18 protein-coding genes and 1 pseudogene are annotated in these 21,444 nt (G+C 58.5%); 7 read left to right on the top strand and 12 right to left on the bottom strand.

Translation table 11 applies throughout. From position 1 onward, the window contains the following. Window positions 1–3: 3 nt before the first annotated feature. The 8 genes and pseudogenes from ACF8O8_RS23670 to pncB all read right to left on the bottom strand — a co-directional run bounded on the left by ACF8O8_RS23670 (window position 4) and on the right by pncB (window position 9,207). Window positions 4–246 (bottom strand): hypothetical protein, encoded by a 243-nt coding sequence (locus ACF8O8_RS23670; RefSeq protein WP_196169236.1) that lies wholly within the window; start codon window positions 244–246, stop codon window positions 4–6. Continuing rightward, a complete protein-coding gene (locus ACF8O8_RS23665; protein WP_196169235.1) occupies window positions 247–774 on the bottom strand; it encodes a hypothetical protein in 528 nt (175 codons plus the stop codon). Next, entirely contained in the window at window positions 771–2,900 is a 2,130-nt protein-coding gene (locus ACF8O8_RS23660; RefSeq protein WP_392510577.1) for a site-specific integrase, read from the bottom strand. Before ACF8O8_RS23660 ends, ACF8O8_RS23665 begins: the two co-directional genes overlap by 4 nt. Beyond that, on the bottom strand, window positions 2,897–5,329 hold the full coding sequence (locus tag ACF8O8_RS23655) for a tyrosine-type recombinase/integrase (protein WP_196169233.1): 2,433 nt from the start codon (window positions 5,327–5,329) through the stop codon (window positions 2,897–2,899). The genes ACF8O8_RS23660 and ACF8O8_RS23655 overlap by 4 nt, the downstream gene beginning before the upstream one ends. A 157-nt stretch (window positions 5,330–5,486) precedes the next feature. Then, a complete protein-coding gene (locus ACF8O8_RS23650) occupies window positions 5,487–5,792 on the bottom strand; it encodes a hypothetical protein (RefSeq protein ID WP_392510576.1) in 306 nt (101 codons plus the stop codon). Between the two features lie 298 nt (window positions 5,793–6,090). Beyond that, window positions 6,091–7,353: a tyrosine-type recombinase/integrase gene (locus tag ACF8O8_RS23645; RefSeq protein ID WP_196169231.1), complete on the bottom strand. Its 1,263-nt coding sequence runs from the start codon at window positions 7,351–7,353 to the stop codon at window positions 6,091–6,093. A gap of 120 nt (window positions 7,354–7,473) precedes the next feature. Beyond that, a pseudogene (gene nadE / locus ACF8O8_RS23640) lies at window positions 7,474–7,998 on the bottom strand (NAD(+) synthase); the annotation flags it as partial. A 3-nt stretch (window positions 7,999–8,001) separates the two neighbouring features. After that, window positions 8,002–9,207: a nicotinate phosphoribosyltransferase gene (gene pncB, locus ACF8O8_RS23635; protein ID WP_392510575.1), complete on the bottom strand. Its 1,206-nt coding sequence runs from the start codon at window positions 9,205–9,207 to the stop codon at window positions 8,002–8,004. 512 nt (window positions 9,208–9,719) lie between these two features. On the opposite strand from pncB, the gene ACF8O8_RS23630 reads away from it, so the two are divergent. The 6 genes from ACF8O8_RS23630 to ACF8O8_RS23605 all read left to right on the top strand — a co-directional run bounded on the left by ACF8O8_RS23630 (window position 9,720) and on the right by ACF8O8_RS23605 (window position 16,172). Beyond that, a complete protein-coding gene (locus ACF8O8_RS23630) occupies window positions 9,720–10,856 on the top strand; it encodes a branched-chain amino acid ABC transporter substrate-binding protein (RefSeq protein ID WP_003249588.1) in 1,137 nt (378 codons plus the stop codon). A gap of 154 nt (window positions 10,857–11,010) precedes the next feature. Further along, a complete protein-coding gene (locus ACF8O8_RS23625; RefSeq protein ID WP_003249590.1) occupies window positions 11,011–11,925 on the top strand; it encodes a branched-chain amino acid ABC transporter permease in 915 nt (304 codons plus the stop codon). Between the two features lie 2 nt (window positions 11,926–11,927). Beyond that, a complete protein-coding gene (livM, locus tag ACF8O8_RS23620) occupies window positions 11,928–13,229 on the top strand; it encodes a high-affinity branched-chain amino acid ABC transporter permease LivM (RefSeq protein ID WP_049586711.1) in 1,302 nt (433 codons plus the stop codon). Continuing rightward, window positions 13,226–14,101, top strand: coding sequence for an ATP-binding cassette domain-containing protein (locus ACF8O8_RS23615; RefSeq protein WP_010955466.1), 876 nt, complete (start codon window positions 13,226–13,228; stop codon window positions 14,099–14,101). The genes livM and ACF8O8_RS23615 overlap by 4 nt, the downstream gene beginning before the upstream one ends. Next, entirely contained in the window at window positions 14,098–14,814 is a 717-nt protein-coding gene (locus ACF8O8_RS23610) for an ABC transporter ATP-binding protein (protein WP_004576969.1), read from the top strand. The genes ACF8O8_RS23615 and ACF8O8_RS23610 overlap by 4 nt, the downstream gene beginning before the upstream one ends. A gap of 593 nt (window positions 14,815–15,407) precedes the next feature. Then, window positions 15,408–16,172 carry an SDR family oxidoreductase gene (locus tag ACF8O8_RS23605; protein WP_003249597.1) on the top strand — a complete coding sequence of 255 codons (765 nt, stop codon included), beginning with the start codon at window positions 15,408–15,410 and terminating at the stop codon, window positions 16,170–16,172. Between the two features lie 49 nt (window positions 16,173–16,221). Here the strand turns inward: ACF8O8_RS23605 and ACF8O8_RS23600 are convergent, their stop codons facing one another. The 4 genes from ACF8O8_RS23600 to ACF8O8_RS23585 form a co-directional block, all read right to left on the bottom strand. Beyond that, window positions 16,222–16,470: a hypothetical protein gene (locus ACF8O8_RS23600; RefSeq protein ID WP_010955465.1), complete on the bottom strand. Its 249-nt coding sequence runs from the start codon at window positions 16,468–16,470 to the stop codon at window positions 16,222–16,224. Between the two features lie 103 nt (window positions 16,471–16,573). Beyond that, window positions 16,574–17,674, bottom strand: a complete 1,101-nt coding sequence (locus ACF8O8_RS23595) for an AGE family epimerase/isomerase (protein WP_049586712.1) — start codon at window positions 17,672–17,674, stop codon at window positions 16,574–16,576. Window positions 17,675–17,726: 52 nt separating this feature from the next. Next, window positions 17,727–18,362, bottom strand: coding sequence for a TetR family transcriptional regulator (locus ACF8O8_RS23590; protein ID WP_003249603.1), 636 nt, complete (start codon window positions 18,360–18,362; stop codon window positions 17,727–17,729). A 122-nt stretch (window positions 18,363–18,484) separates the two neighbouring features. Continuing rightward, the gene (locus tag ACF8O8_RS23585; protein WP_060488932.1) at window positions 18,485–19,027 is read right to left on the bottom strand and encodes a hypothetical protein; all 543 of its coding nucleotides are present in this window, start codon (window positions 19,025–19,027) and stop codon (window positions 18,485–18,487) included. A 340-nt stretch (window positions 19,028–19,367) separates the two neighbouring features. On the opposite strand from ACF8O8_RS23585, the gene ACF8O8_RS23580 reads away from it, so the two are divergent. Next, complete coding sequence (locus tag ACF8O8_RS23580; protein ID WP_392510574.1) at window positions 19,368–21,434, top strand: AsmA family protein; 2,067 nt, start codon at window positions 19,368–19,370, stop codon at window positions 21,432–21,434. Window positions 21,435–21,444: the final 10 nt, after the last annotated feature.

Raw genomic sequence — 21,444 nt, 5'->3', positions numbered from 1 at the left:
CTATCACAATTCACGCTCCCGCCAGCGAGTGGCTGCATTCAACCTATCCATCCAGTCGTCATGCTCCTCATCATCAATAAGCGTCGACCAAGCGTTAAGAAGACGATTTCGGATTAAACGCTGCTGTTCCCAGAGTGAGTCCAGGTCAGGTGCATCACTCATCGCGTCAATCGCTTCCTCTACCGCCTCCAGCTCGTCCGCACGGTCTTTCTCAAACTCCGCACTTTCCCTATTCAGCGACATCATTCACCCTCCAGCTCCAGTCTCAGCATCCAAGCGGCCCTGCAGCTGTTGAATTTCATCCTGAAGCACCACAATCGTGTGCTCGAGTTTGCGGATGTTGACTCGCATTTGGTTGATGACCTTCAGGGCTTCCTGATGATCCGCCATGTACATATCGCGAGCCTTCTCTGTTTCCCTGAGGCTGTCGAGCACTTGGGTATTGCCAGCTCGAGCATCTTGAACTTGGGTGAACCAATAGACGATCTCCAGCCTGCTGAGCTCCAGCAGCTCCGCAGGTGTGCGCGTCAGTGCTTTTGTGGCTGCCTCATCTTTTTTTTGCTGAGCCCGTTTGGCCTTGATTTCTTGCAGACGCTCAAGCGGCCAGACGCGATGGTAGATGGTGTTCCGATGCACTCCAGCTAGCTTGGCCAGCTGGGTTGCGTTGGCCGAGATTGAAGAGTCTTTTTCCATTTTCTTCAGCGCAGCATCAAGCGCCAACGTGACAGCCTCGAAGTTCTCCTCATTCTTGGCGTCATACGCGGCTGTACTCACACAGATACCTCAATACCGAGTTGCGTGAGCACGCCTTTGGCCTCGGCAATCACGAGCTTCATTTGCTTGATGGATAAAGCAACGTCATCCAGATCTCTCAGTTCTGCAAAGGCCGCAGCAGGATTCGTTTCATACCGCCTGAGCGCTATGGTGTTTTCGACATAGATTTCTTGCCACTTAGGCGCATTGGCCTCGGTCACTACCGCGTTCTCGCACCGGTTAGGGTTACACCGCAGTGAGCCAATGCAGGGGATGGAAGGGTCATCCAGATCCGTTGCGTTACCGTAGCAATAGCCTTGACCGACGTTGATGACCGCGAAACCCAACTCAACCATTCGCTCGAAAATGTCGTCGTTCGAATAGCCGGCCTCAAGATACCCCCTGAAGTATTTTTTGAGACGAGCACGGTGTGCGGCGGCGTTCTCGCCAGCATAACCACCGTCGGGGTTTAAGGAATTCATGATGAACTCCTTCTCGGCATCCCTTCGACCGGGAGCATCTGAGCCACCACCTGAGCTTAGGGCCTCACCGATGCCACCGTAATCAATGGTGACGGTGCCGACCCGTTTGTGACGCATGTCTTGGCCGATGGTACTGGCATGATGGCCAAAGTGCTTAAGCTGATACGAAATGAAGGGCAGTCCCACAGCAGCCCTAAACATCTGGTTGGACAATGAATGCCTCAGTGTGTAAGGCGATACATCCAGGTTTTCGAGCTCTTCGAAGGTTACGGTATTCTCCAAGAACGTACAGAGCTGATGGGTTAATCCTGACCCGCTTAACGAATTGGCCTCATGCTGCATGCCTGGCGGCACGGTATTCATGTTGGAGAACAGGTAGGGGTGCTGCTTGAATCGGTTCAAGATCCGCAGCGCTTGAACTGCATCCTTGACGATTGGGATCGCAACCCACTTATCATCGAACAGCTTCCTGAGGATTTCCTGATGCTTGATAACTCCGCTGATGATGAGGTCGTGCCCAAACTCATCGACTGTCAGGCAGCTATCAATCAGGCAACTGGCTAGCTCTGATGGCCTCATCCCGGTGTACTGGGCAACGATGTAGCACGCGCTATTGTTGATATGGGTGAGGTACTCATACAGCGCATTGTCCATGGGGGCCCGTGTCAGCTTGCACAGGGCTTCCTTGTCCTTGAGCATTCCAAGGTTCTGGGGCGACCAATACTCAGGCTCGAGCTTGTACAGGAATGGCTTGATCTCGAGACCTGTGTAACCCCTTGAGGTCATACGGTAAGCAACGTAGATGTCGTAATTTCTACGTGTGATCTTGGCGCTCCTAGCCTTCTGGTACTCAACCAAGTCGAGTCGGCTCAGCGTGTGCTGATCGCAGATGTCTTCCTTCAGAGCTCTAAGAAAGTCGACAACCGCGAACGAGCCCTCACGGGAGCACTTTTCAAAAATATGATTACTGAACCATTTCTTTTTGGTGCGTTTTTTCTTGTTGATGAAGCTGTTGTGCTTCCACTTCAAAGCCTCTAATTCGACATAGGCCAAAGGTTTGGCGAATAGATTCTCGACCAGGAAGTGAGACCGTAATATCCGGAAGGCTTGAACGGTCGGCTCCCTGAAAGCTCGATCAAAGTTTTCAGCACCTACCTGGTAGTCCCGTTCGGTAAAGTCTGACAGGCTGAAGTGCGATTTTTCAAAGAAGTGATCCCCATGTTCAGCTCGCTTGCGGGCACACATCTGATTGATAAATGGGATCACAGACTTGAAGATGTCCAAGACATAGTGAGGTTTATAGCTTTTAGGTTTTCGACTGTAGTGAAGAGCCCCTGGAATCTCGAGCATGCACAGCATGGCCATCTTCAGCTCGAACAGGATAGTGCTGCTAAGGCTCTCATAGACCCCGAAATCAATTCGCGATTTAGAGCCCTGGATGCCCCTCGGAATTGCGTAGGGCTCATCGTTGTAATCCCAGAGCATATCCTTTACGAGGCTCAACTTGCTGGCTGGGAGGTTCATCAGTGCTGCGAGCAATTCCAGTGCGTTTACGCCATCATTGGAATGGGAGGTAACCGCAATGAGCTCGTTGCCCAAGTAGCCCAAGAACCGGTCTCGCACCGATTTGATCTTGTAGATAAGGCTATCGAACCCGAGAATCACAGGGACACCGTCTCAATCAGAGGGCTAGTGATGATGTGCTCTGCGAGTCGACGAGCCTCCTCCAGTTGCGCCGCTGTGAAACCGCTATCACTAGGCGAGAGGATACTTTCCAGCACCTCAAGGTTCTCGCGGATGACGGCGCCATAGGGCGTTTCGGCCACGTTGCTTGAGGACATAATCGAGATGTAGTCCCATTGCATGGCGAAGAGGTCGGGAAGATTCGACACTGTGATGATGGAGTTGCTACAGGACAGGCACTTGTTCAGCAGAGAGCACTTACTGCCCTTTTTATAGCTCGGCAGCCTTTTGATTTCGTCAGGAGGGTTAAGCGCATCCTTGCAACTGACCAGGCCCGTCCTGATGATGATCGGTGACGAGTTTGCAGCTGGGGGCATCGGCTTGGCCGGCTGGCTTTCCCGAATGATCGTCCCTTTGTGAATTTGGGTCAGCGCTTTGGTGTTGACTTCGCGAGCCGTCTTGTTGAACTCGAGCTTGTCGAGATACGTCTGTGTGGCATAAATCGATTTGTGGCCGAGAATCACCTGGATTTCCCTGACTGACAGGCCTAGTTCAACGAGGTCAGCCACGAGGCTCGGGCGCAGCCGGGAAGCCGAGATATTCAGCGGCTGCCCGTCCTCAGTTTTGAGGTCGTGATCCCTGGCCAACTGGTTCATTACGTTATTGATGACAGTTGAATCCTCGAAAGACTTCACCTTCCGAAACTCGGATCCCTTCTGCGACTCGTAGATGAACAGCCTCTCTTTGATTGCCCCTTCAGCGCGCTCGCGAATGTGGCGGGTCAGGTAGATGACCTCCTGGAAGATCTTCTTGATCTCAATGCTTTGTGCCCGCGAGTACCATGTCCAATCCGCGTGCATCATGTCGAGATGAAGAACCTTCCCCCCGCCTGAGCGGACTTTCCAGTACCGCAGGTATGGGCGATGGGTAACCTCGTGGCGCTCGACGAAATCATCGATATCCAAGCTTTTGAGAGAGTCGGCGTTCAACCCCGTCACTTGCGCGAGGCGTGTGATGTATGGCGCCAGCATCCTCGAGGTAACATGGTAAATAACACCCCAGCTGGCATACGTCTCAGCGAGTCCGAGCCCGCCGATATTCAGCAGCCGCACAAAGGCCTGCTCATATTTGTCATCAGGGTCAGCTGACCACTGACTAATCATCCTGCCGCTGAGCTTGTTCTCAAATATCCAGCGAGCGTTTTCTAAGGTGGCCATACCTTTCACAAGGTATCCATCTTCACCCAACGGATCACTGCCACCATGGAAGGGTACATAGTCCTTTGCTAGCTCGTTAGTCTGCTGCCGCTCCATGTCACAGGCTTGCTGGATCGCCGTTCGTGCGAATTTCGGGTATGGGCGATATTCATCCGTCTCTCGGGCAGTGTTGAATCCTTCCACATCAATAAATGATGTGAGCCCCATTCCACGAATCTTCACTGCTCGCTTGAGCATCGAGCGGACTGCCGACAAGACACCCTTTGAGTAGAGCGACGTGAGGATGTTGGCCTCCATTTGGTCGGTGAGGTACTTCCTGAAACGCGTCAGGTAGTGGGCTGTAACGTACTCCCGAGGATCCTCATTTCCCGTGAAGCCAACCTCACTCAGATGAAGGGTCATCAGTCGAAAACCATCACTGTAGTTCTGCTGGCCGGATGCGGATTTCGATTTCAGCGATGCGGCAGCAAACATGTGCAGAAGCTTGCCGAATGGCCTGTTGGGGTCTTCTACCAGGTCTTCGTACTTTGAAAGTCCGATGAGCCTGAGCTCAGAGAGCGCCTTGGTAAGGGAGTCCTTTGGCGCGGCCTGTTGTTTTTTAAGCTCGGCTTCGACCTCTCGTTCCTTGCAGTTTTTGTAGTCTGCCTTGATGACGCCAAGCCGCGTGAGGTCAGTGAGAATGTCTTGAAAAGTCTGTTCAACAATAACGAACTTGGAGCGGGCCCACTTCAGGTTTGCCATCCCCTCGACCTGGAACAGGCTCGCCTTAGAAGAGATGGTATTGCCGAAGACCGGGATGCTTTGCTTCTCTTCTTCCGTCAGGCTTTCGTACCAGCAAAGAAGCTTCCGGCGCCACTCATTTGCGATTGAGGGTTGGTCGGGTATCACGATCTGCTCCTCGATCATCCGTTGGATGATTGAGTCGAGGATTTCTACTCTCGTGTTGAAGGTGGTGCCGCTTGTCTCCAGCTCCGTCTCGAGATACGTATAGGCGGGGCTCAGCTTTCCTCTCTGCGAGAGCTGTACGTTCAAGAGGGATTGACGACTGCTCATGATCTGGGTGGCCCAAGCCTCGATTGCCTCAGTGACTTCGGACTTTTTCCGCTTGGGACGCCTTGCTTGGCCGGAAGCCTCAGATTCGCTGCGAGATTGACCGTCTGCCTGATCCTCAGGCGGCTGATGAGTAGTGCTCATTCTAGGCTTGCTCCCGATCCAGGTGAACGCCGACTGGTAAACAGACTGAACACCATGGTGAAGCGTTGGTCAAGCCGGAAAAATGTACAAAAACCTTATGAATCAACGAGTTAAGAGTATGCTGCTGGCATACCCTTAACGCTAAGCACTTGTCCTCTCAGGCCTTTTTCGGGGCAGAGGTGACGGAATGTGTCACAAGCAATTCGCCAAAATTTTTGCATCTGAGGCAGGGCAGGAAGGGGCTACCGTCCACTGAGAAGCGGGAGGCTGCTATCTGGCTGACGTAATGTCGATTCACATAAGCATCAGTGGTCGTCTGGTGCATGTGACCGAATCGCTTGGAAACCTCAATGAGTCGCTCATAGTGGTCTGCCTGGAAGTCGAAAATTTGAGCTACTGCTTCAAGACGGGCCTGATCATCAACTGGCTGATCGGAAGTAGAGGTCGGCTTGGTCGTTTTCATCTTGAGCATCCTTCTGGATAACGCGGATGGGAGAGGCCTGGGAGCTATCACTTCCCGTGGGCTGAAAAAATGGAAGTCCAGAGAGGGCTTTACGTCAAGCCAGATTCGTAAAAAAGTCATTTAAATCAGTGGTATACGGGTATGTTTGCAGCATACCCATTGACGCTAAAGAGCTGACGTTCAAGACATTTTCGTCGAGCGTCGCGAGGGGAGGAGGCGGGTAATCAACTGCCCAGCGGATTTATCCTACGGTGCCGTTAGCCTAGGTTGTGGCTAGATTGACGGCTTACGAGGCGCATCATTTTTTATCTCCGGTCTTGATGCGAATGGTCGTCCTCTCGCGTAGGACGTGCATCTCTCCGCACTTGGTTTTGATGAGAGAGTCCGGCGTGCAGAGTTTTTGGTAGATGTCATGAGGGATCTGCGCGTAACCCTCAGTCGTGGTGGTATACGAGTGGCCATGCCCTACCGAAAGCATTCCCAAACGCTCGAAATAATCCTCTCCAAGATCAGGACTTGTGAGCAGAAGGTATGCAGAACCATGTCGGAACTTGTGTGCTGAGATCTTTCGCTTGATCTTGCGTGACTTTCTCGCCCGCTTGGAAAGGCGCTCAAACAGCTTTTCAACGCTCTTGGTGGTGTAAGGCTTTCCATGTGAGTTGAAGAACGCAGGCGTATCGTTCGGGTCTCTGATGCGCTGGCTGTAGCGACGGTACAGCGGTGTCCTGTGGTAGTTCTCGATGCGTTCCAGTGTCGTCCTGCTGACGAGCGTTATCCGTGGGACTATTTCATTTTTTTTGCCCTTGCTGCCCTGGACATGCAAGGGGCTGTAGTCCGCATTCACCGGGATGTTGCATTCATTAGAAACGTACTGGAGCTTCTGGTAATCAAGCGCATCGAGAATGTGCTGAAGCGTTATGCGTGGAACCTCAGACTCTCGAATGCCCGCGTCGTAAATCAGCTGCAGCATGCACCTCTCACGTTCTGATTTCGTATGCAGGATCATCTGTTCAAGCTCAAGCATGCTGCATGGCTGGACGATGGCTTTGATGTTTGCCTTGCCTGTCCGAATCGGCCCGTGCTCGTAAGGGTCGTCACTCCGGATCGGAGGCTTGCCATTCAGGCTGATGCACAGATGTTTGCTGAAGAAATGGTTATAGGCGGCATCTCGGCCTTGAACTGTTTTGGGAGCTAAGCCCGCAGCATCCAGTTGACCCAGGTACACCTCTAGGCTACCTAACCCGATACTCAGCAGGAGATCGTCTCGGCGGGTGTTCTCGTACTCGGGTTTGGTCTTCTGGTCTTGAAGCAGGTACGAAATACGCCTGGCATAGGACAGAACGGTTTTGTCTGCCTTTGAGACGTTCCGGTAGTTCCGGCATAGGTAGGAGGACACCAGAGGAAGAAGCTGTTCATCGTCATCAATTAGCCCGCACCCAGTTACCTTCACGGATGGCTTGCTGCCTTCTGGCTGAGCTAGGAACTCTTCTCTGTGTTTGCCATTGGCAAGGATGGAGTTGCTTAGGTCGAGCTCTCTGTCTCGCACCGCAATCACTTTCATATTCTGAGGCCCTACACACCGACTCAGGAAGGTCGGTGGGAAGTATGGCTCATGGCTCAGATTCTGGAGGGGGTTAGGCTAAGGGCTATCGGATTGTGCAGTTCAGTGTAGGGGGGTAGAAATTACTGCCTCGGCCGCGTGGTCGGTACCGATCACCAGACCTGCGCGGGCGCCAGCGATGGTGTACTGGGCGACCATCCGGGTGCGTGCCTTGACGTTGCCCACCACGAAGTCCACCAACGTCGGCGAGCCGTTCTTCAACGCCGCCACTTCAGCTGCCAATGCACGCACTGCCGGGGCGATATCCACCGTGTGAACTTCATCTGCCTTGATAACTTCCAGGCATGCCTGGGCGTCATGCTCGTCATGCTGTACCTGGTACGGCAGGCGCACGGCAATGAAGGTGTAGGCCTTGTCGCCGGTCTCGGCGCGCAGCTCGTTGATGGCGCGCTGGGCGAGCAGGGCGGCAGTCAGTGAGTCGACGCCACCGCTGATGCCCAGCACCAAGGTCTTGAGTCGAGCATTGGCCAGGCAGTCCTTGATGAACGCCACCCGCCGGGCGACTTCGGCCTCGAGCGCTGCCGCGTCGGCGAACGGCGGCTGTACCTTCAGCGCCTGGGCAATCTCTTGCTGAACCGCTTGCATGGGTTACTCCTTGCTGGGGACTTTGAATACGTGACGCATGTAGGCGACGAAGTTCTCGTCGCGGCACTGGGTCTTGGCGGCTTCGTCAGAAATCTTGGCCACCGGCGCGCCGTTGCAGTCGGTCATTTTAAGCACGATGCTCATGGGTGCCACACCAGGGATGTCGCAGGTCAGGTTGGTTCCGATGCCAAAGCTGACGTTGATGCGGCCGCGCAGGGCGCGGAAAATTTCCAGCGAGCGGGTCAGGTTGAGGCCGTCGGAAAACACCAGGGTCTTGGTCATCGGGTCGATACCCAGTTTCTGGTAATGGGCAATGGCCTTTTCCGCCCAGGCTACCGGCTCGCCCGAATCATGGCGCAGGCCGTCGAACAGCTTGGCGAAGTACAGGTCGAAATCGCCGAGGAAGGCATCCATGGTGATGCAGTCGGTCAGGGCGATGCCGAGCAGGCCGCGGTACTCGCGTACCCAGCAGTCCAGCGCAGCGATCTGGCTGTCGATCAGCCGTGGGCCGAGCTGCTGGTGGGCCATGATCCACTCGTGGGCCATGGTGCCCAGCGGCTTGATATCCAGTTTCCATGCCAGGTCGACGTTGCTGGTGCCGACAAAACGGCCGGGGAAGTCGTCGCGCAGCACCCTTACCACTTCCTCCTGCACGCGGCTGGAAAAGCGCCGGCGGGTGCCGAAGTCGGCCACCTGCAGTTCGGCCAGCTCGTCGTCGCTGGCATGTGCACGCAGCCAGTCAAACTTGCGGTACAACTGATCCCGCGCCTCGGCCAGGCGCATGTGCGGGTGCAGATTGCGGTTGCGTACTTCGCTGATGATGGCCAGCAGCGGCACTTCGAACAGGATCACATGCAGCCACGGACCTTTCAGGCGCAGAAACAGCTGATCATTTTCGATGCCGACGTGCACGTAACGCAGGTTGAAGCGGAACAGGCGCAGAAAGCGTAAAAAGTCGGGCTTGAGGAAGCTGATGCGTTCGAGGAAGGCCAGCTGGCCATCGTCCAGGGTGAGGTCGGCAAGCCGTTCGAGCTGATTGCGAATTTCGCCGAGGTAGGGGCGCAGGTCCTCACCGTTGCGGCAGCGGAATTCCCATTCGACGTCGGCGTCCGGGTAGTTGTGCAGCACACCCTGCATCATGGTGAGTTTGTAGAAGTCGGTGTCGAGCAGGTTGTGCACGATGCGCTCGGCGAATGCGCTTTCGCTCATCAAGGGGGCTCCGGAAGCGGCGATTGGCGGACATTGTGCCAGCCTTTTCCACCTTGTGTGGCTGTTCCGGCCTCTTCGCGGGCAAGCCCGCTCCTGCACGGTGCGGGGACTTGCTCCTAATGTGGGAGCTGGCGTGCCCGTGAAGAGGCCGAAACAGCCAAAACAGAGGTGTTTTTCCGTGCACCAGCTAGCCTTGAAACGGTGCCGCCTGTAGCAGTCGCGCACCAGCGGTGTGCAGTTCGGTGACGTCCGCTGTTACAGGGCGGTTGCACGTAAACACTTGCCAGGGTTGCAATGATGGCACTCGAAGGTTGCTCCTTGTCTGTACGTGTGGTGGCGCCTGCCGCGTGGCAGACGGTTGCACGCTCAATAAAGAAAAGGCCGCCCGTCGCCTACCGGCACCCTTCACAGTGTGTTTTCCCGGAAGACAAAACCGATGGCACGGCCCTTGCTCTGAGTACCGGGCTGAGAAGTTGTAGTGCCAACCAAAAAAACTCTAGGAGCACCACCTCATGTCGCAGACGTTTTACAAGAAAGGTTTCCTGGCTCTGGCCGTAGCTACGGCACTGGGTGTTTCTTCGTATGTTCAGGCCGACGTCAAGATCGGTGTAGCGGGCCCCATGACTGGGGCAAACGCAGCGTTTGGCGAGCAGTACATGAAAGGTGCGCAGGCAGCGGCTGACAAGATCAACGCCGCTGGTGGCGTGAATGGCGAGAAAATCGTCCTGGTCAAAGGCGATGACGCCTGTGAACCGAAGCAAGCCGTGGCCGTGGCCAACCGCCTGGTCGATCAGGACAAGGTGATTGGCGTGGTGGGCCACTTCTGCTCTTCCAACACGATCCCGGCCTCCGAGGTATATGACGAGGCGGGCGTGATCGCCATCACCCCAGGCTCCACCAACCCACAGGTCACTGAGCGCGGCCTGAGTGCCATGTTCCGCATGTGCGGCCGTGACGACCAGCAGGGTATCGTCGCTGGCGACTACATCGTCGACGTGCTCAAGGGCAAGAAGGTTGCGGTGTTGCACGACAAGGACACCTACGGCCAGGGCCTGGCTGACGCGACCAAGGCGCAGCTGGAAAAACGCGGCGTGAAGCCTGTGCTGTACGAAGGCCTGACCCGTGGCGAGAAAGACTTCAGCGCGGTGGTCACCAAGATCCGCTCTACCGGTGCCGACGTGGTCTACTTCGGCGGCCTGCACCCGGAAGCCGGCCCGCTGGTACGCCAGCTGCGCGAGCAAGGCCTGAAGGACGTCAAGTTCATGTCCGATGATGGCATCGTCACCGACGAACTGGTGTCTACCGCCGGCGGCGCGCAATACGTTGACGGCGTGTACATGACCTTCGGTGCCGACCCGCGCCTGCTGCCAGACAGCAAGGCGGTGGTGGAGGAGTTCCGCAAGGCCGGCACCGAACCTGAGGGCTACACCCTGTACGCCTACGCTTCGCTGCAGGCTCTGGCTGCCGCGTTCAATGGCGCGAAGTCGAACAAGGGCGAGGACGCTGCCAAGTGGCTCAAGGCCAACCCGGTGCAGACCGTCATGGGTGAGAAGAAGTGGGACAGCAAGGGCGACCTGACCGTCTCCGACTACGTGGTCTACCAGTGGGACAAGACCGGTAAATACCACCAGCTGGAAAAACAAAAATAACAACGGCCCGCGGCCCGGGCGGTTGCTCGGGCCCAAGCCCCGCGGTACCTGTCTTTATTCGTAGATCTGCACAGTTCTGCGCTGCGAGGGCCCCGCACAGGTGGCCCGCGCCGTGGTCGGCGCTCGTGCAATCTCAATCAGGTGAGATTGCGTTATGGATGGTATTTTCCTGCAGCAACTGGTCAACGGCCTGACCCTCGGGTCGGTCTATGGCCTGATCGCCATCGGCTACACAATGGTCTATGGCATTATCGGCATGATCAACTTCGCGCACGGCGAGGTGTACATGATCTCCGCTTACCTCGCGGCGATCAGCCTGGCATTGCTGGCTTACTTCGGTGTCGAATCGTTCCCCCTGCTGATGCTGGGCACCTTGTTGTTCACCATCGTCGTCACCGGCGTTTATGGTTTCACCATCGAGCGCATCGCCTACAAACCGCTGCGTAACTCCACCCGCCTGGCACCGCTGATCAGTGCCATCGGCATTTCGCTGATCCTGCAGAACTACGCACAGATCAGCCAGGGCGCCCGCCAGCAAGGCGTGCCAACCCTGCTGGAAGGCGCCATGCGTGTCGAAGTCGGGTCCGGCTTCGTGCAACTGACTTATACCAAGATCTTCATCCTGGTGGCGGCCTTTGTCGGCATGGGCCTGCTGACCTACGTGATCAAGTACACCAAGCTCGGCCGCATGTGCCGTGCTACCCAGCAAGACCGCAAGATGGCCTCGATCCTGGGTATCAACACCGACCGGGTAATCTCCTACGTGTTCGTCATCGGTGCAGTGATGGCCGCCCTGGCCGGCGTGCTCATCACCATGAACTACGGCACCTTCGACTTCTACGCCGGCTTCATCATCGGTATCAAGGCGTTCACTGCCGCAGTGCTCGGGGGTATCGGCTCGCTGCCGGGTGCCATGCTCGGCGGGATCATCCTGGGAATTTCCGAGTCGCTGTTCTCAGGCCTGATCAACTCCGACTACAAGGATGTGTTCAGCTTCTCGCTGCTGGTGATGATCCTTATCTTCCGCCCACAAGGCCTGCTGGGTCGCCCGCTCGTGGCTAAGGTGTGAACATGTCCGTTGCCAAAACTGCCTCTATTAGCGAAACCAAGGGTTTCGACCTTAAACGCAGCCTGCTGGAGACCATTGTCGCTGGCCTGCTGGCACTTATCGTGTTTGGTCCGGTCGTTGGTGTGGTGCTCGACGGCTACACCTTCAATGCCGAGCCGCGCCGCGTGGCCTGGCTGGTCGGCGGTGTGATGGTGGGGCGCTTCCTGCTCAGCCTGTTCCTGCAGACTGCCCCCGGGCAGCGCATGCTCCTGGGCTTCGACAGCGGTGGCTCGGGCGTGCATGTGACCGCACCGGACTACAAGTCGCGCCTGCGTTACATCATCCCCGCGCTGATCGTGATTGCCATCGTTTTCCCGATCTTCGCCAACAAGTACCTGCTGACCGTGGTCATCCTCGGCCTGATCTACGTATTGCTGGGCCTTGGCCTGAACATCGTGGTCGGCCTGGCCGGCCTGCTCGACCTGGGTTACGTGGCGTTCTATGCCATCGGTGCCTACGGCCTGGCGCTGGGTTACCAGTACCTGGGGCTGGGCTTCTGGAGCGTGCTGCCGCTGGCGGCCATCGCTGCGGCGCTGGCGGGGTGCATCCTCGGCTTCCCGGTGTTGCGCATGCACGGTGACTACCTGGCGATCGTGACGCTGGGCTTTGGCGAGATTATTCGCCTGGTGCTGAACAACTGGCTATCGTTCACCGGTGGCCCCAACGGCATGCCGGCACCTTCACCCACCTTCTTCGGCCTTGAGTTCGGCCGCCGGGCCAAGGATGGCGGGGTGCCGATCCACGAGTTCTTCGGCTTCGAGTACAACGCCAGCCTCAAGTTCGTGTTCATCTACGCGGTGCTGTTCATGGTCGTGCTGGCAGTGCTGTACATCAAGCATCGCCTGACTCGCATGCCGGTCGGCCGGGCCTGGGAAGCGCTGCGCGAAGACGAGATTGCCTGCCGTTCGATGGGCCTGAACCACGTGCTGGTCAAGCTGTCGGCCTTTACCCTGGGCGCCTCGACTGCCGGTCTGGCCGGGGTGTTCTTCGCCACCTACCAGGGCTTCGTCAACCCGTCGTCGTTCACATTTTTCGAGTCGGCGCTGATCCTCGCCATCGTCGTGCTGGGTGGCATGGGCTCGACCGTGGGTGTGGTCATCGCGGCGTTCGTGCTGACCGTGGCGCCGGAACTGCTGCGCAGCTTCTCCGAGTACCGGGTGCTGCTGTTCGGCGTGCTGATGGTGCTGATGATGATCTGGCGACCGCGTGGGCTGATCCGTATCAGCCGTACCGGTGTGACCCCACGTAAAGGAGTGGCGCCATGAGCGACGATATCATTCTCTCGGTCGACAACCTGATGATGCAGTTCGGTGGCATCAAGGCGCTCAGCGACGTCAGCCTGAAGGTCCGGCGCAACCAGATATTTGCCCTGATCGGCCCCAACGGCGCCGGCAAGACCACGGTATTCAACTGCCTGACCGGCTTTTACAAGGCCAGTGGCGGACGTATCGAACTGAACGTGCGCGGCAGCCACACCAACGTCATCCAGCTGCTCGGCGAGCGCTTCCAGGCGGCCGACTTCGTGTCGCCTGCGCGCTTTGCCAACCGTATGTACTACAAGATGTTCGGTGGTACCCACCTGGTCAACCGCGCCGGCCTGGCGCGCACCTTCCAGAACATTCGCCTGTTCAAGGAAATGTCGGTGGTGGAGAACCTGCTGGTGGCCCAGCACATGTGGGTCAACCGCAACTTGCTGGCCGGGGTGCTCAACACCAAGGCCTACCGCAAGGCCGAAAGCGATGCGCTGGACCACGCCTTCTACTGGCTGGAAGTAGTGGACCTGGTCGATTGCGCCAACCGCCTGGCCGGCGAGCTGTCGTACGGCCAGCAGCGGCGTCTGGAAATCGCCCGGGCCATGTGCACGCGGCCGAAGATCATCTGCCTGGACGAACCGGCGGCAGGCCTTAACCCGCAGGAAACCGAGGCACTCAGCCGCATGATCCGTGTGCTGCGTGACGAGCACGACATCACTGTGGTGTTGATCGAGCACGACATGGGCATGGTCATGAGCATCTCCGACCATATCGTGGTGCTGGACCACGGCAACGTGATTGCCGAAGGTGCGCCGCAGGACATCCGCCACAACCCGACGGTTATTGCCGCCTACCTGGGTGCAGACGAAGAGGAACTGGTATGAGTGCACCCATTCTCGAGCTGAAAGACTTGGACGTGTTCTATGGGCCGATCCAGGCACTGAAGAAAGTCTCGATGCACATCAACGAGGGCGAGACGGTAAGCCTGATCGGCGCCAACGGTGCCGGCAAGTCGACCCTGCTGATGTCGATTTTCGGCCAGCCGCGGGCGGCATCCGGGCATATCGTGTACCGCGGCACCGACATCACCCGCAAATCCTCGCACTACATCGCCTCCAACGGCATTGCCCAGTCGCCGGAGGGGCGCCGGGTGTTTCCCGACATGACCGTCGAGGAAAACCTGATGATGGGTACCATCCCCATCGGCGACAAGCATGCCGACGAAGACATGCAGCGTATGTACGAGCTGTTCCCGCGGTTGAAGGAGCGGCGTAACCAGCGGGCCATGACCATGTCGGGTGGCGAGCAGCAAATGCTGGCGATTGCCCGGGCGCTGATGAGCCGGCCGAAATTGCTGTTGCTGGACGAGCCCTCGCTGGGTCTGGCACCGATCGTGGTCAAGCAGATTTTCTCGACCCTGCGAGAACTGGCCAAGACCGGGATGACTATCTTCCTGGTGGAGCAGAACGCCAACCATGCGCTGAAACTGTCGGACCGGGCCTATGTGATGGTCAACGGGCAGATTCGCATGACCGGGACCGGGCAGGAACTGTTGGTCAATGAGGAAGTGCGTAACGCTTATCTGGGCGGGCACTGAGTTGTGTTAAGGGGCTGCAGTGCAGCCCCCTTCTCAATGTGGAAAACTTGTCGTTCCCTTCTCCCGAAACACACCCATATTCCTTCGCAAGCCATTGTTTCCACAGGCCAACTCTTTTCCACGGATAGTGTGGAGCCGCCTGTGGAAAACATGGTGGCATATCGCTCAAGGCCTTGAGTATCAAGCCCTGTAGCGATTTGATCATTTTTTGTTCATATCCCCGTTGTGGATGATTTTCCCAAGCTTTCAACATCTCTGCGTGTGCTTCAAGTGCAGTGCCAATCCTGTGGATAACTCTGTGTAAAAACCTTGGACAGACCGCTGCAGGCGGCATGTTTGAAAGCCTTGCGCCATCACCGACAAGATATCCACAGACCACAATCCGCTGAAAGGGTTCCGTACAGTGGACAAGTTGCCCCCAATCCGTGGGGAAAGCCTTGTGGATAACATGCGCATACCTGGCGGCGAGCCCTCTGCTGCAAGGGTTTCGCGAGTATGAACAAAAAATGAACAGCCCCTGAGCGGCTTGCTGCCTGCGCCGTGCGCGGGCATGCTGCAAAGCTGCCATGACAACCTACCGTGAGGAACACAGCATGACGTCCACCGTATTCATCACTGGCGCGACTTCCGGTTTCGGCGAGGCCACCGCCCGCCGCTTCGCAGAAGCCGGCTGGAAGCTGGTACTCACTGGGCGCCGCAAAGAGCGCCTGGATGCCCTGTGCGCTGAACTGTCGGCCAAGACCGAAGTGCATGGCCTGGTGCTGGACGTGCGTGACCGCAAGGCAATGGAGCAGGCTATTGCCAATCTGCCGGCCGGCTTTGAAAAGATTCGCGGTCTGGTCAACAACGCCGGCTTGGCGCTGGGTGTGGATGCTGCGCAGAACTGCAGCCTGGACGACTGGGAAACCATGGTCGACACCAACATCAAGGGCCTGATGTACACCACTCGCCTGCTGCTGCCACGGCTCATCGCCCATGGCCGCGGCGCGTCGATCCTGAACGTCGGGTCGGTGGCGGGCAACTATCCGTACCCGGGCAGCAACGTGTATGGCGGCACCAAGGCCTTCGTCGGCCAGTTCTCGCTGAGCCTGCGTTGCGACCTGCGCGGTACCGGCGTGCGTGTGAGCAACATCGAGCCGGGCCTGTGCGAGAGCGAGTTCTCGCTGGTGCGCTTCGGGGGTGACCAGGCCAAGTACGATGCTACCTACGCGGGTGCGGAGCCGATCCAGCCACAGGATATTGCCGAGACCATCTTCTGGATCCTCAACCAGCCGGCGCACATCAACATCAACAGCTTGGAACTGATGCCGGTGAGCCAGGACTGGGCAGGGTTCTCGATCGACCGATCAAAAGGCTAAGCATACGCCGCGAACCGGAAAGACCCGGTTCGCGAAACAACCGCATCGCTCAGTTGATATAGCTAAAGCCGGTTCTGCCTTCAGGGATGATGCCTAACGCTTGAAGGACATCGTTGATGGCGTCATGCCGGCCCATGTCCTCGGCCGTTGCCTCGCAATTGATGACACGGCGCAGGCTTAGCAGGTAGCTGAGTTTGCCATGGGAGTGCTCGTCATAGCGGTGGCCGTGATCGATTATCTTCTGTGCCGCTCGGTTGATCTGCTCTTCGACAAATGCCTTGAAGGCTTCTGCTTCCATAGTTGGTTACTCCTGAACGTTCGAGAAAGGGGCACCAACATAGGGGTGGGGAGATGCTTCCGGCAGAGGGAAACGCTCACCCCTGACAGATTCGTTGTATGGATTAGATGTTCGCCTGATTCAGCCCTTCCAGGCAGGTAGCCAAGTGATAAGGCGTGGTCGATGGCATGTCATCCCTGCTCACCGCGCCGTCACCCCCTCGGCACTCATACCAGCCGGCGTCACGCAGGAACCGCGCTGAAAGGGCGCCCAACTGCCCCGCGAGCTTTGCTTCACTGCCTTCACGCAATGTAAGCGCCCGCAGGTACTCGGCCTGCGCCCAGATACGCTGGGAGGCATCAAGCACCCGGCCATCCACATTCAGCATGGCCAGTACGGCCGCATCCTTCACCCCGAATTGCTCGGCAAAGGCGAAAGCCCGGTCTATTGACGCATGCAGCGGGGTGTCACGCAGCAGCGGGGAGGTATGCAGCAGATAGAACCACTCGAACTGGTGCCCAGGCTCGAACCAGTTATCCACAGCCCCGCGTGGCTTTTCCAGCATCAGGCCATGGGCCGGTTCAATGAAATGCGCCTCGAGTGCCTGACACAATTGCAGCAGCGACTGGCGGACATGTTCGTCGTCACGCACAGCCAGTACCTGCAGGAACGCTTCGGCCAGGTGCATCTGCGGATTCTGCAGCGGGCCACTGCCGAGGTCGGCCCAGTCTTCGCCCAGGCAGGCTTCGTACAGGCCATCGTCACGGGCGAACTGCTGGTCGATGATGTCCAGCGCGGCATTCAACGTGGACTCCACCAGGTTTTCGCGCACTTTGCCCCAGTAGTGCGCGCAGGCGAACACGATGAAGGCGTGGGTATACAGGTCCTTGCGCCGGTCCAGCGGCTTGCCTTGGGCGTCGATGCTGTAGAACCAGCCCCCGTGCTCGGCATCGTGGAAGTGCTTTTGCAGCGAGCGAAACAGGGCTGCGGCGCGTTCGGCGGCGCCCGGCTGGCCGATACGGCTGCTGAACACGTACAGCTGGCGTGCACAGGCCATGGCCCGGTAGCGCTGCACCGGCAACGGTTGGTGCTGGGCGTCCAGCGCTTCGTAGGGCAGGGCCATGTCGGCGTTCCAGCCCGGGCCTTGCCACAGCGGCACGATGCGTTCGGCGAAGTGCTGGTTGAAGCGGGCCAGTTCGGGCAGGGTGGGGCGGGGGTCGGACATTTGGGCGCTCGTCGCTGTCGGGCAGGGCGCCATGGTAGCAGAAGTGGGGTTTTCAGTAGCCTGGGTTGCCGAGCCCCTGCCAATGCCGCGCCCCGACAAAGATGAAGCGCAATTGCTGGGTGATCTTTTCCTGCGGCGTCAGGGCCTGTGGATAACCCGCTTCCGGGTTGTCGATAAGCTCGGGCAGGGTGGCGAACACGGTCTTCACCACCAGGTCGGCCATCACCGCAAGCGCGGCGCTGTCCAGGTGTTGCCAGCGCTTCATGCGCGCAAGGTCGGTGGCAAGGTCGTCGCTGATATCCTGGCGCAGGCGGGCAATGGCCTGGCGCACGGCCTGCGCACCGCCGTACTGCTCGCGGGCCAGGAACAGGAACTGCGCGCGGTGGGCGGCTACCACGTCGAGGAAGATGCGCACCGAAGCGTCGGTGATGCCGCCCAGTTCGAATTCGTTCTGGCGCACCAGGCGGATGGTCTGGCGGAAGGTGGTGTCGATTTCGGCGACAAGGGCCAGGCCCAGAGCGTCCATGTCGGAGAAATGCCGATAGAAGCCGGTCGGCACGATGCCAGCTGTCTTCGCCACTTCGCGCAGGCTGATACTGCCGAAACCACGGCCACTCTCCATGAGCAGGCAGGCGGCATCGAGCAGGGCCTGGCGGGTCTGTAGCTTCTGTTCGGCGCGCGGCAGCATGATGCGGGCTTCTGTAACGGTCAGGCTGGGCACTCTAGATAAAAAAACAAAGCCCGGTCAATGGACCGGGCCTGGAGGGGAGCAAGCGTTGTGACAGAAGTTGTTCTTTTCGGCCATGGCGATCAGCTCACACGGCTGAGTTCAACCAGGCGATCCGAGCCACCTTCAGCGACACGGCCAGCTTGTTCGATCAGACGATCGGAGCCGCCTTCGGCAACACGGCCAGCTTGTTCGATCAGACGATCCGAGCCACCTTCGGCAACACGGCCAGAACGTTCGATCAGACGATCGGAGCCACCTTCAGCAACGCGGCCAGAACGTTCGATCAGACGATCGGAGCCACCTTCAGCAACACGGCCAGAACGTTCGATCAGGCGATCGGAGCCACCTTCAGCAACGCGGCCAGAACGTTCGATCAGGCGATCGGAGCCACCTTCAGCAACGCGGCCAGAACGTTCGATCAGGCGATCGGAGCCACCTTCGGCAACACGGCCAGAACGTTCGATCAGGCGATCGGAGCCGCCTTCAGCTACGGTGTTCAGCGGCTGGGCGATTTCGGCAGCGCTGGAGCGCGCTTCGGACGTCAGGTGTTGCTCGGACGCCGGCAGGGCGAAAGCGTTGGCGGCCAGAAGGGACAGGGTCAGGGTCAGCAGATGGCGTTTCATGATTTCGGTGCTCCTCTCGGGGGCTGGAAAGTGGGTACGAAGCCAATGCTACGCCGCGTAACGCCAGAGAGAAGTTCATACGGGTAATGGTAACAATCGACCATATTGATAGAGGATTGCAGTGCCTCTATTCCGGACCTTGCAGCCATGCAGGCAACCACCGGCCCCTGTTGGCGGTGGGTAACATGTGCAGTCTGGCGCGACACATTCCTGAGCAAAGGGCCAGGAAAAACTTCGCTATCATGGCGCCATTGATAAAACCTCACGGGTTTTCATCAGTCGGAGTTATTGAGGCCATCGCAGCGCCTGTTTTCTGTCATGCCGCAAGGAGAATTACGCAATGACGCGTCCCGCCAGAATCCTCGTCTGGACCCTCGCCAGCCTGCTTACCGTGCTGGCGATCCTGGTGGTAGTGATTGCCACCTTCGACTGGAACCGCGTCAAGCCACTGCTCAACGAGAAGGTCTCTGAAGCCTTGCATCGGCCCTTCGCGATCAACGGCAACCTCGCCGTGCACTGGCGTACCGAGCCCGAAGAGGGCGGGTGGCGTGCCTGGGTGCCTTGGCCGCACTTCATTGCCGAAGACCTGACGCTGGGCAACCCCGAGTGGCTCAAGGAGCCGAAGATGGTCGGCCTTGAGCGTGTGGAGTTTCGCCTGGCGCCGCTGCCGCTGATGTTCCAGCAGATCAGCATACCCCGCATCAACCTCACCAAGCCCACTGCCAGCCTCACTCGCCTGGCCGATGGCCGCGCCAACTGGGTCTTCGACTTCGGCCCCAAGGATGAAAACGCCGAACCTTCCAAATGGCAGCTGGACATCGGCGCCATCGGCTTTGACCAGGGCAACGTCAGCTTCGACGACCAGACCCTGAAAACCAGCATGAAGGTGCAGGTCGACCCGCTTGGCAAGCCAATCCCGTTCAGTGAGATTGTCGGCAAGGCCAGCGCCGAGAAGGCCGGCGGTGCTCAGGACTATGCCTTCGGCCTCAAGGCCCAGGGCCGCTACAAAGGCCAGCCAGTGTCCGGCACCGGCAAGATCGGTGGCCTGCTGGCCCTGCAGGACGCCAGCCAGCCGTTCCCGCTGCAGGCCGACGTGCGCATCGCCGACACCCATGTGGTGCTCGCCGGCACCCTCACCGACCCGCGCAACCTTGGTGCCCTCGACCTGCGCCTGCGTTTGTCGGGTGCCAGCCTGGGCAACCTCTACCCATTGACCGGCGTCACCTTGCCTGACACCCCGGCCTATTCCACCGACGGCCACCTACGCGCCAACCTGCAGGCGGCGCAAGGGGCGTCGTTCAATTACCAGGGCTTCAACGGCAAGATCGGCGACAGCGATATACATGGGGACCTGGCCTTCGTTGCCAGCCAGCCACGGCCTAAACTGTCCGGCAACCTGGTATCGAACCAGTTGCTGTTCAAGGACCTGGCGCCGCTGATCGGTGCCGACTCCAATGCCGAACAGAAGGCCCGTGGCGGTGCCAGCAAGCAGCCGGCAGGCAAGGTGCTGCCAGTGGAGGCGTTTCGCACCGAGCGTTGGCGGGCAATGGACGCTGATGTCACCTTTGCTGGCAAGCGCATCGTGCACAGCGCGCAACTGCCGTTCACTGACCTGTCGGCCCATTTGGTTCTGGAAGACGGTCTGTTGCGCCTGGAGCCCCTGCGCTTTGGCGTGGCCGGCGGCAGCCTGGCCTCCAACATCCGCCTGGACGGGCGCAGCGTGCCCTTGCAGGGGCGCGCGAAGTTGACTGCGCGGGGCTTCAAGCTCAAGCAACTGTTCCCCACCTTTGCGCCAATGCAGACCAGCTTTGGTGAGCTCAATGGCGACGCCGACATCAGCGGCCGTGGCAACTCGGTAGCCGCCTTGCTGGGTACCGCCAATGGCGACTTGCGCATGCTGATCAACGATGGCGCCATCAGCCGCAGCCTGATGGAAATTGCCGGCTTGAACGTGGGCAACTATGTGGTCGGCAAGCTGTTTGGTGACGAGGACGTGAAGATCAACTGTGCGGCAGCCGATGTAGGCATCAAGGATGGCCTGGCGACTACGCGGCTGTTCATCTTCGATACCGAGAACGCGATCATCTACATCGACGGCACGGCGAACTTCGCTTCTGAGCAACTGGATTTGAACATCACCCCTGAATCGAAAGGGCTGCGGTTGTTCTCGCTGCGTTCACCCCTGTATGTGCGCGGACCGTTCGCCAAGCCGAACGCCGGTGTGCAGGCAGTGCCGCTGGCGTTGCGTGGCGCAGGGATGGTTGCGCTGGGGGTGGTGGCAGGGCCGGCGGCGGGGTTGCTGGCGCTGATTGCGCCCAGCAGCGGGGATGACCCGAACCAGTGCACACCGTTGTTGCAGCAGATGAAGGCAGGCAAGGCGCCGGCAGCGGTGAAAGCACAGAAATAGCAAGGGGCCG

The sequence above is a fragment of the Pseudomonas sp. TYF_14 genome (assembly GCF_043105275.1).
GTDB classification, from domain to species: Bacteria; Pseudomonadota; Gammaproteobacteria; order Pseudomonadales; family Pseudomonadaceae; genus Aquipseudomonas; species Aquipseudomonas alloputida.
The sequence above is the reverse complement of the archived record's forward strand: the minus strand, read 5'-3'. Positions and strand labels throughout refer to the sequence as shown.

Coding starts and splice junctions, on each gene's coding strand:
- ACF8O8_RS23595 (WP_049586712.1), bottom strand. CDS start 17,674: ATGTCCGACCCCCGCCCCACCCTGCCCGAACTGGCCCGCTTCAACCAG.
- ACF8O8_RS23615 (WP_010955466.1), top strand. CDS start 13,226: ATGAGCGACGATATCATTCTCTCGGTCGACAACCTGATGATGCAGTTC.
- ACF8O8_RS23580 (WP_392510574.1), top strand. CDS start 19,368: ATGACGCGTCCCGCCAGAATCCTCGTCTGGACCCTCGCCAGCCTGCTT.
- ACF8O8_RS23590 (WP_003249603.1), bottom strand. CDS start 18,362: ATGCTGCCGCGCGCCGAACAGAAGCTACAGACCCGCCAGGCCCTGCTC.
- ACF8O8_RS23625 (WP_003249590.1), top strand. CDS start 11,011: ATGGATGGTATTTTCCTGCAGCAACTGGTCAACGGCCTGACCCTCGGG.
- pncB (WP_392510575.1), bottom strand. CDS start 9,207: ATGAGCGAAAGCGCATTCGCCGAGCGCATCGTGCACAACCTGCTCGAC.
- ACF8O8_RS23630 (WP_003249588.1), top strand. CDS start 9,720: ATGTCGCAGACGTTTTACAAGAAAGGTTTCCTGGCTCTGGCCGTAGCT.
- ACF8O8_RS23650 (WP_392510576.1), bottom strand. CDS start 5,792: ATGAAAACGACCAAGCCGACCTCTACTTCCGATCAGCCAGTTGATGAT.
- ACF8O8_RS23610 (WP_004576969.1), top strand. CDS start 14,098: ATGAGTGCACCCATTCTCGAGCTGAAAGACTTGGACGTGTTCTATGGG.
- ACF8O8_RS23585 (WP_060488932.1), bottom strand. CDS start 19,027: ATGAAACGCCATCTGCTGACCCTGACCCTGTCCCTTCTGGCCGCCAAC.
- livM (WP_049586711.1), top strand. CDS start 11,928: ATGTCCGTTGCCAAAACTGCCTCTATTAGCGAAACCAAGGGTTTCGAC.
- ACF8O8_RS23670 (WP_196169236.1), bottom strand. CDS start 246: ATGATGTCGCTGAATAGGGAAAGTGCGGAGTTTGAGAAAGACCGTGCG.
- ACF8O8_RS23645 (WP_196169231.1), bottom strand. CDS start 7,353: ATGAAAGTGATTGCGGTGCGAGACAGAGAGCTCGACCTAAGCAACTCC.
- ACF8O8_RS23605 (WP_003249597.1), top strand. CDS start 15,408: ATGACGTCCACCGTATTCATCACTGGCGCGACTTCCGGTTTCGGCGAG.
- ACF8O8_RS23655 (WP_196169233.1), bottom strand. CDS start 5,329: ATGAGCACTACTCATCAGCCGCCTGAGGATCAGGCAGACGGTCAATCT.
- ACF8O8_RS23600 (WP_010955465.1), bottom strand. CDS start 16,470: ATGGAAGCAGAAGCCTTCAAGGCATTTGTCGAAGAGCAGATCAACCGA.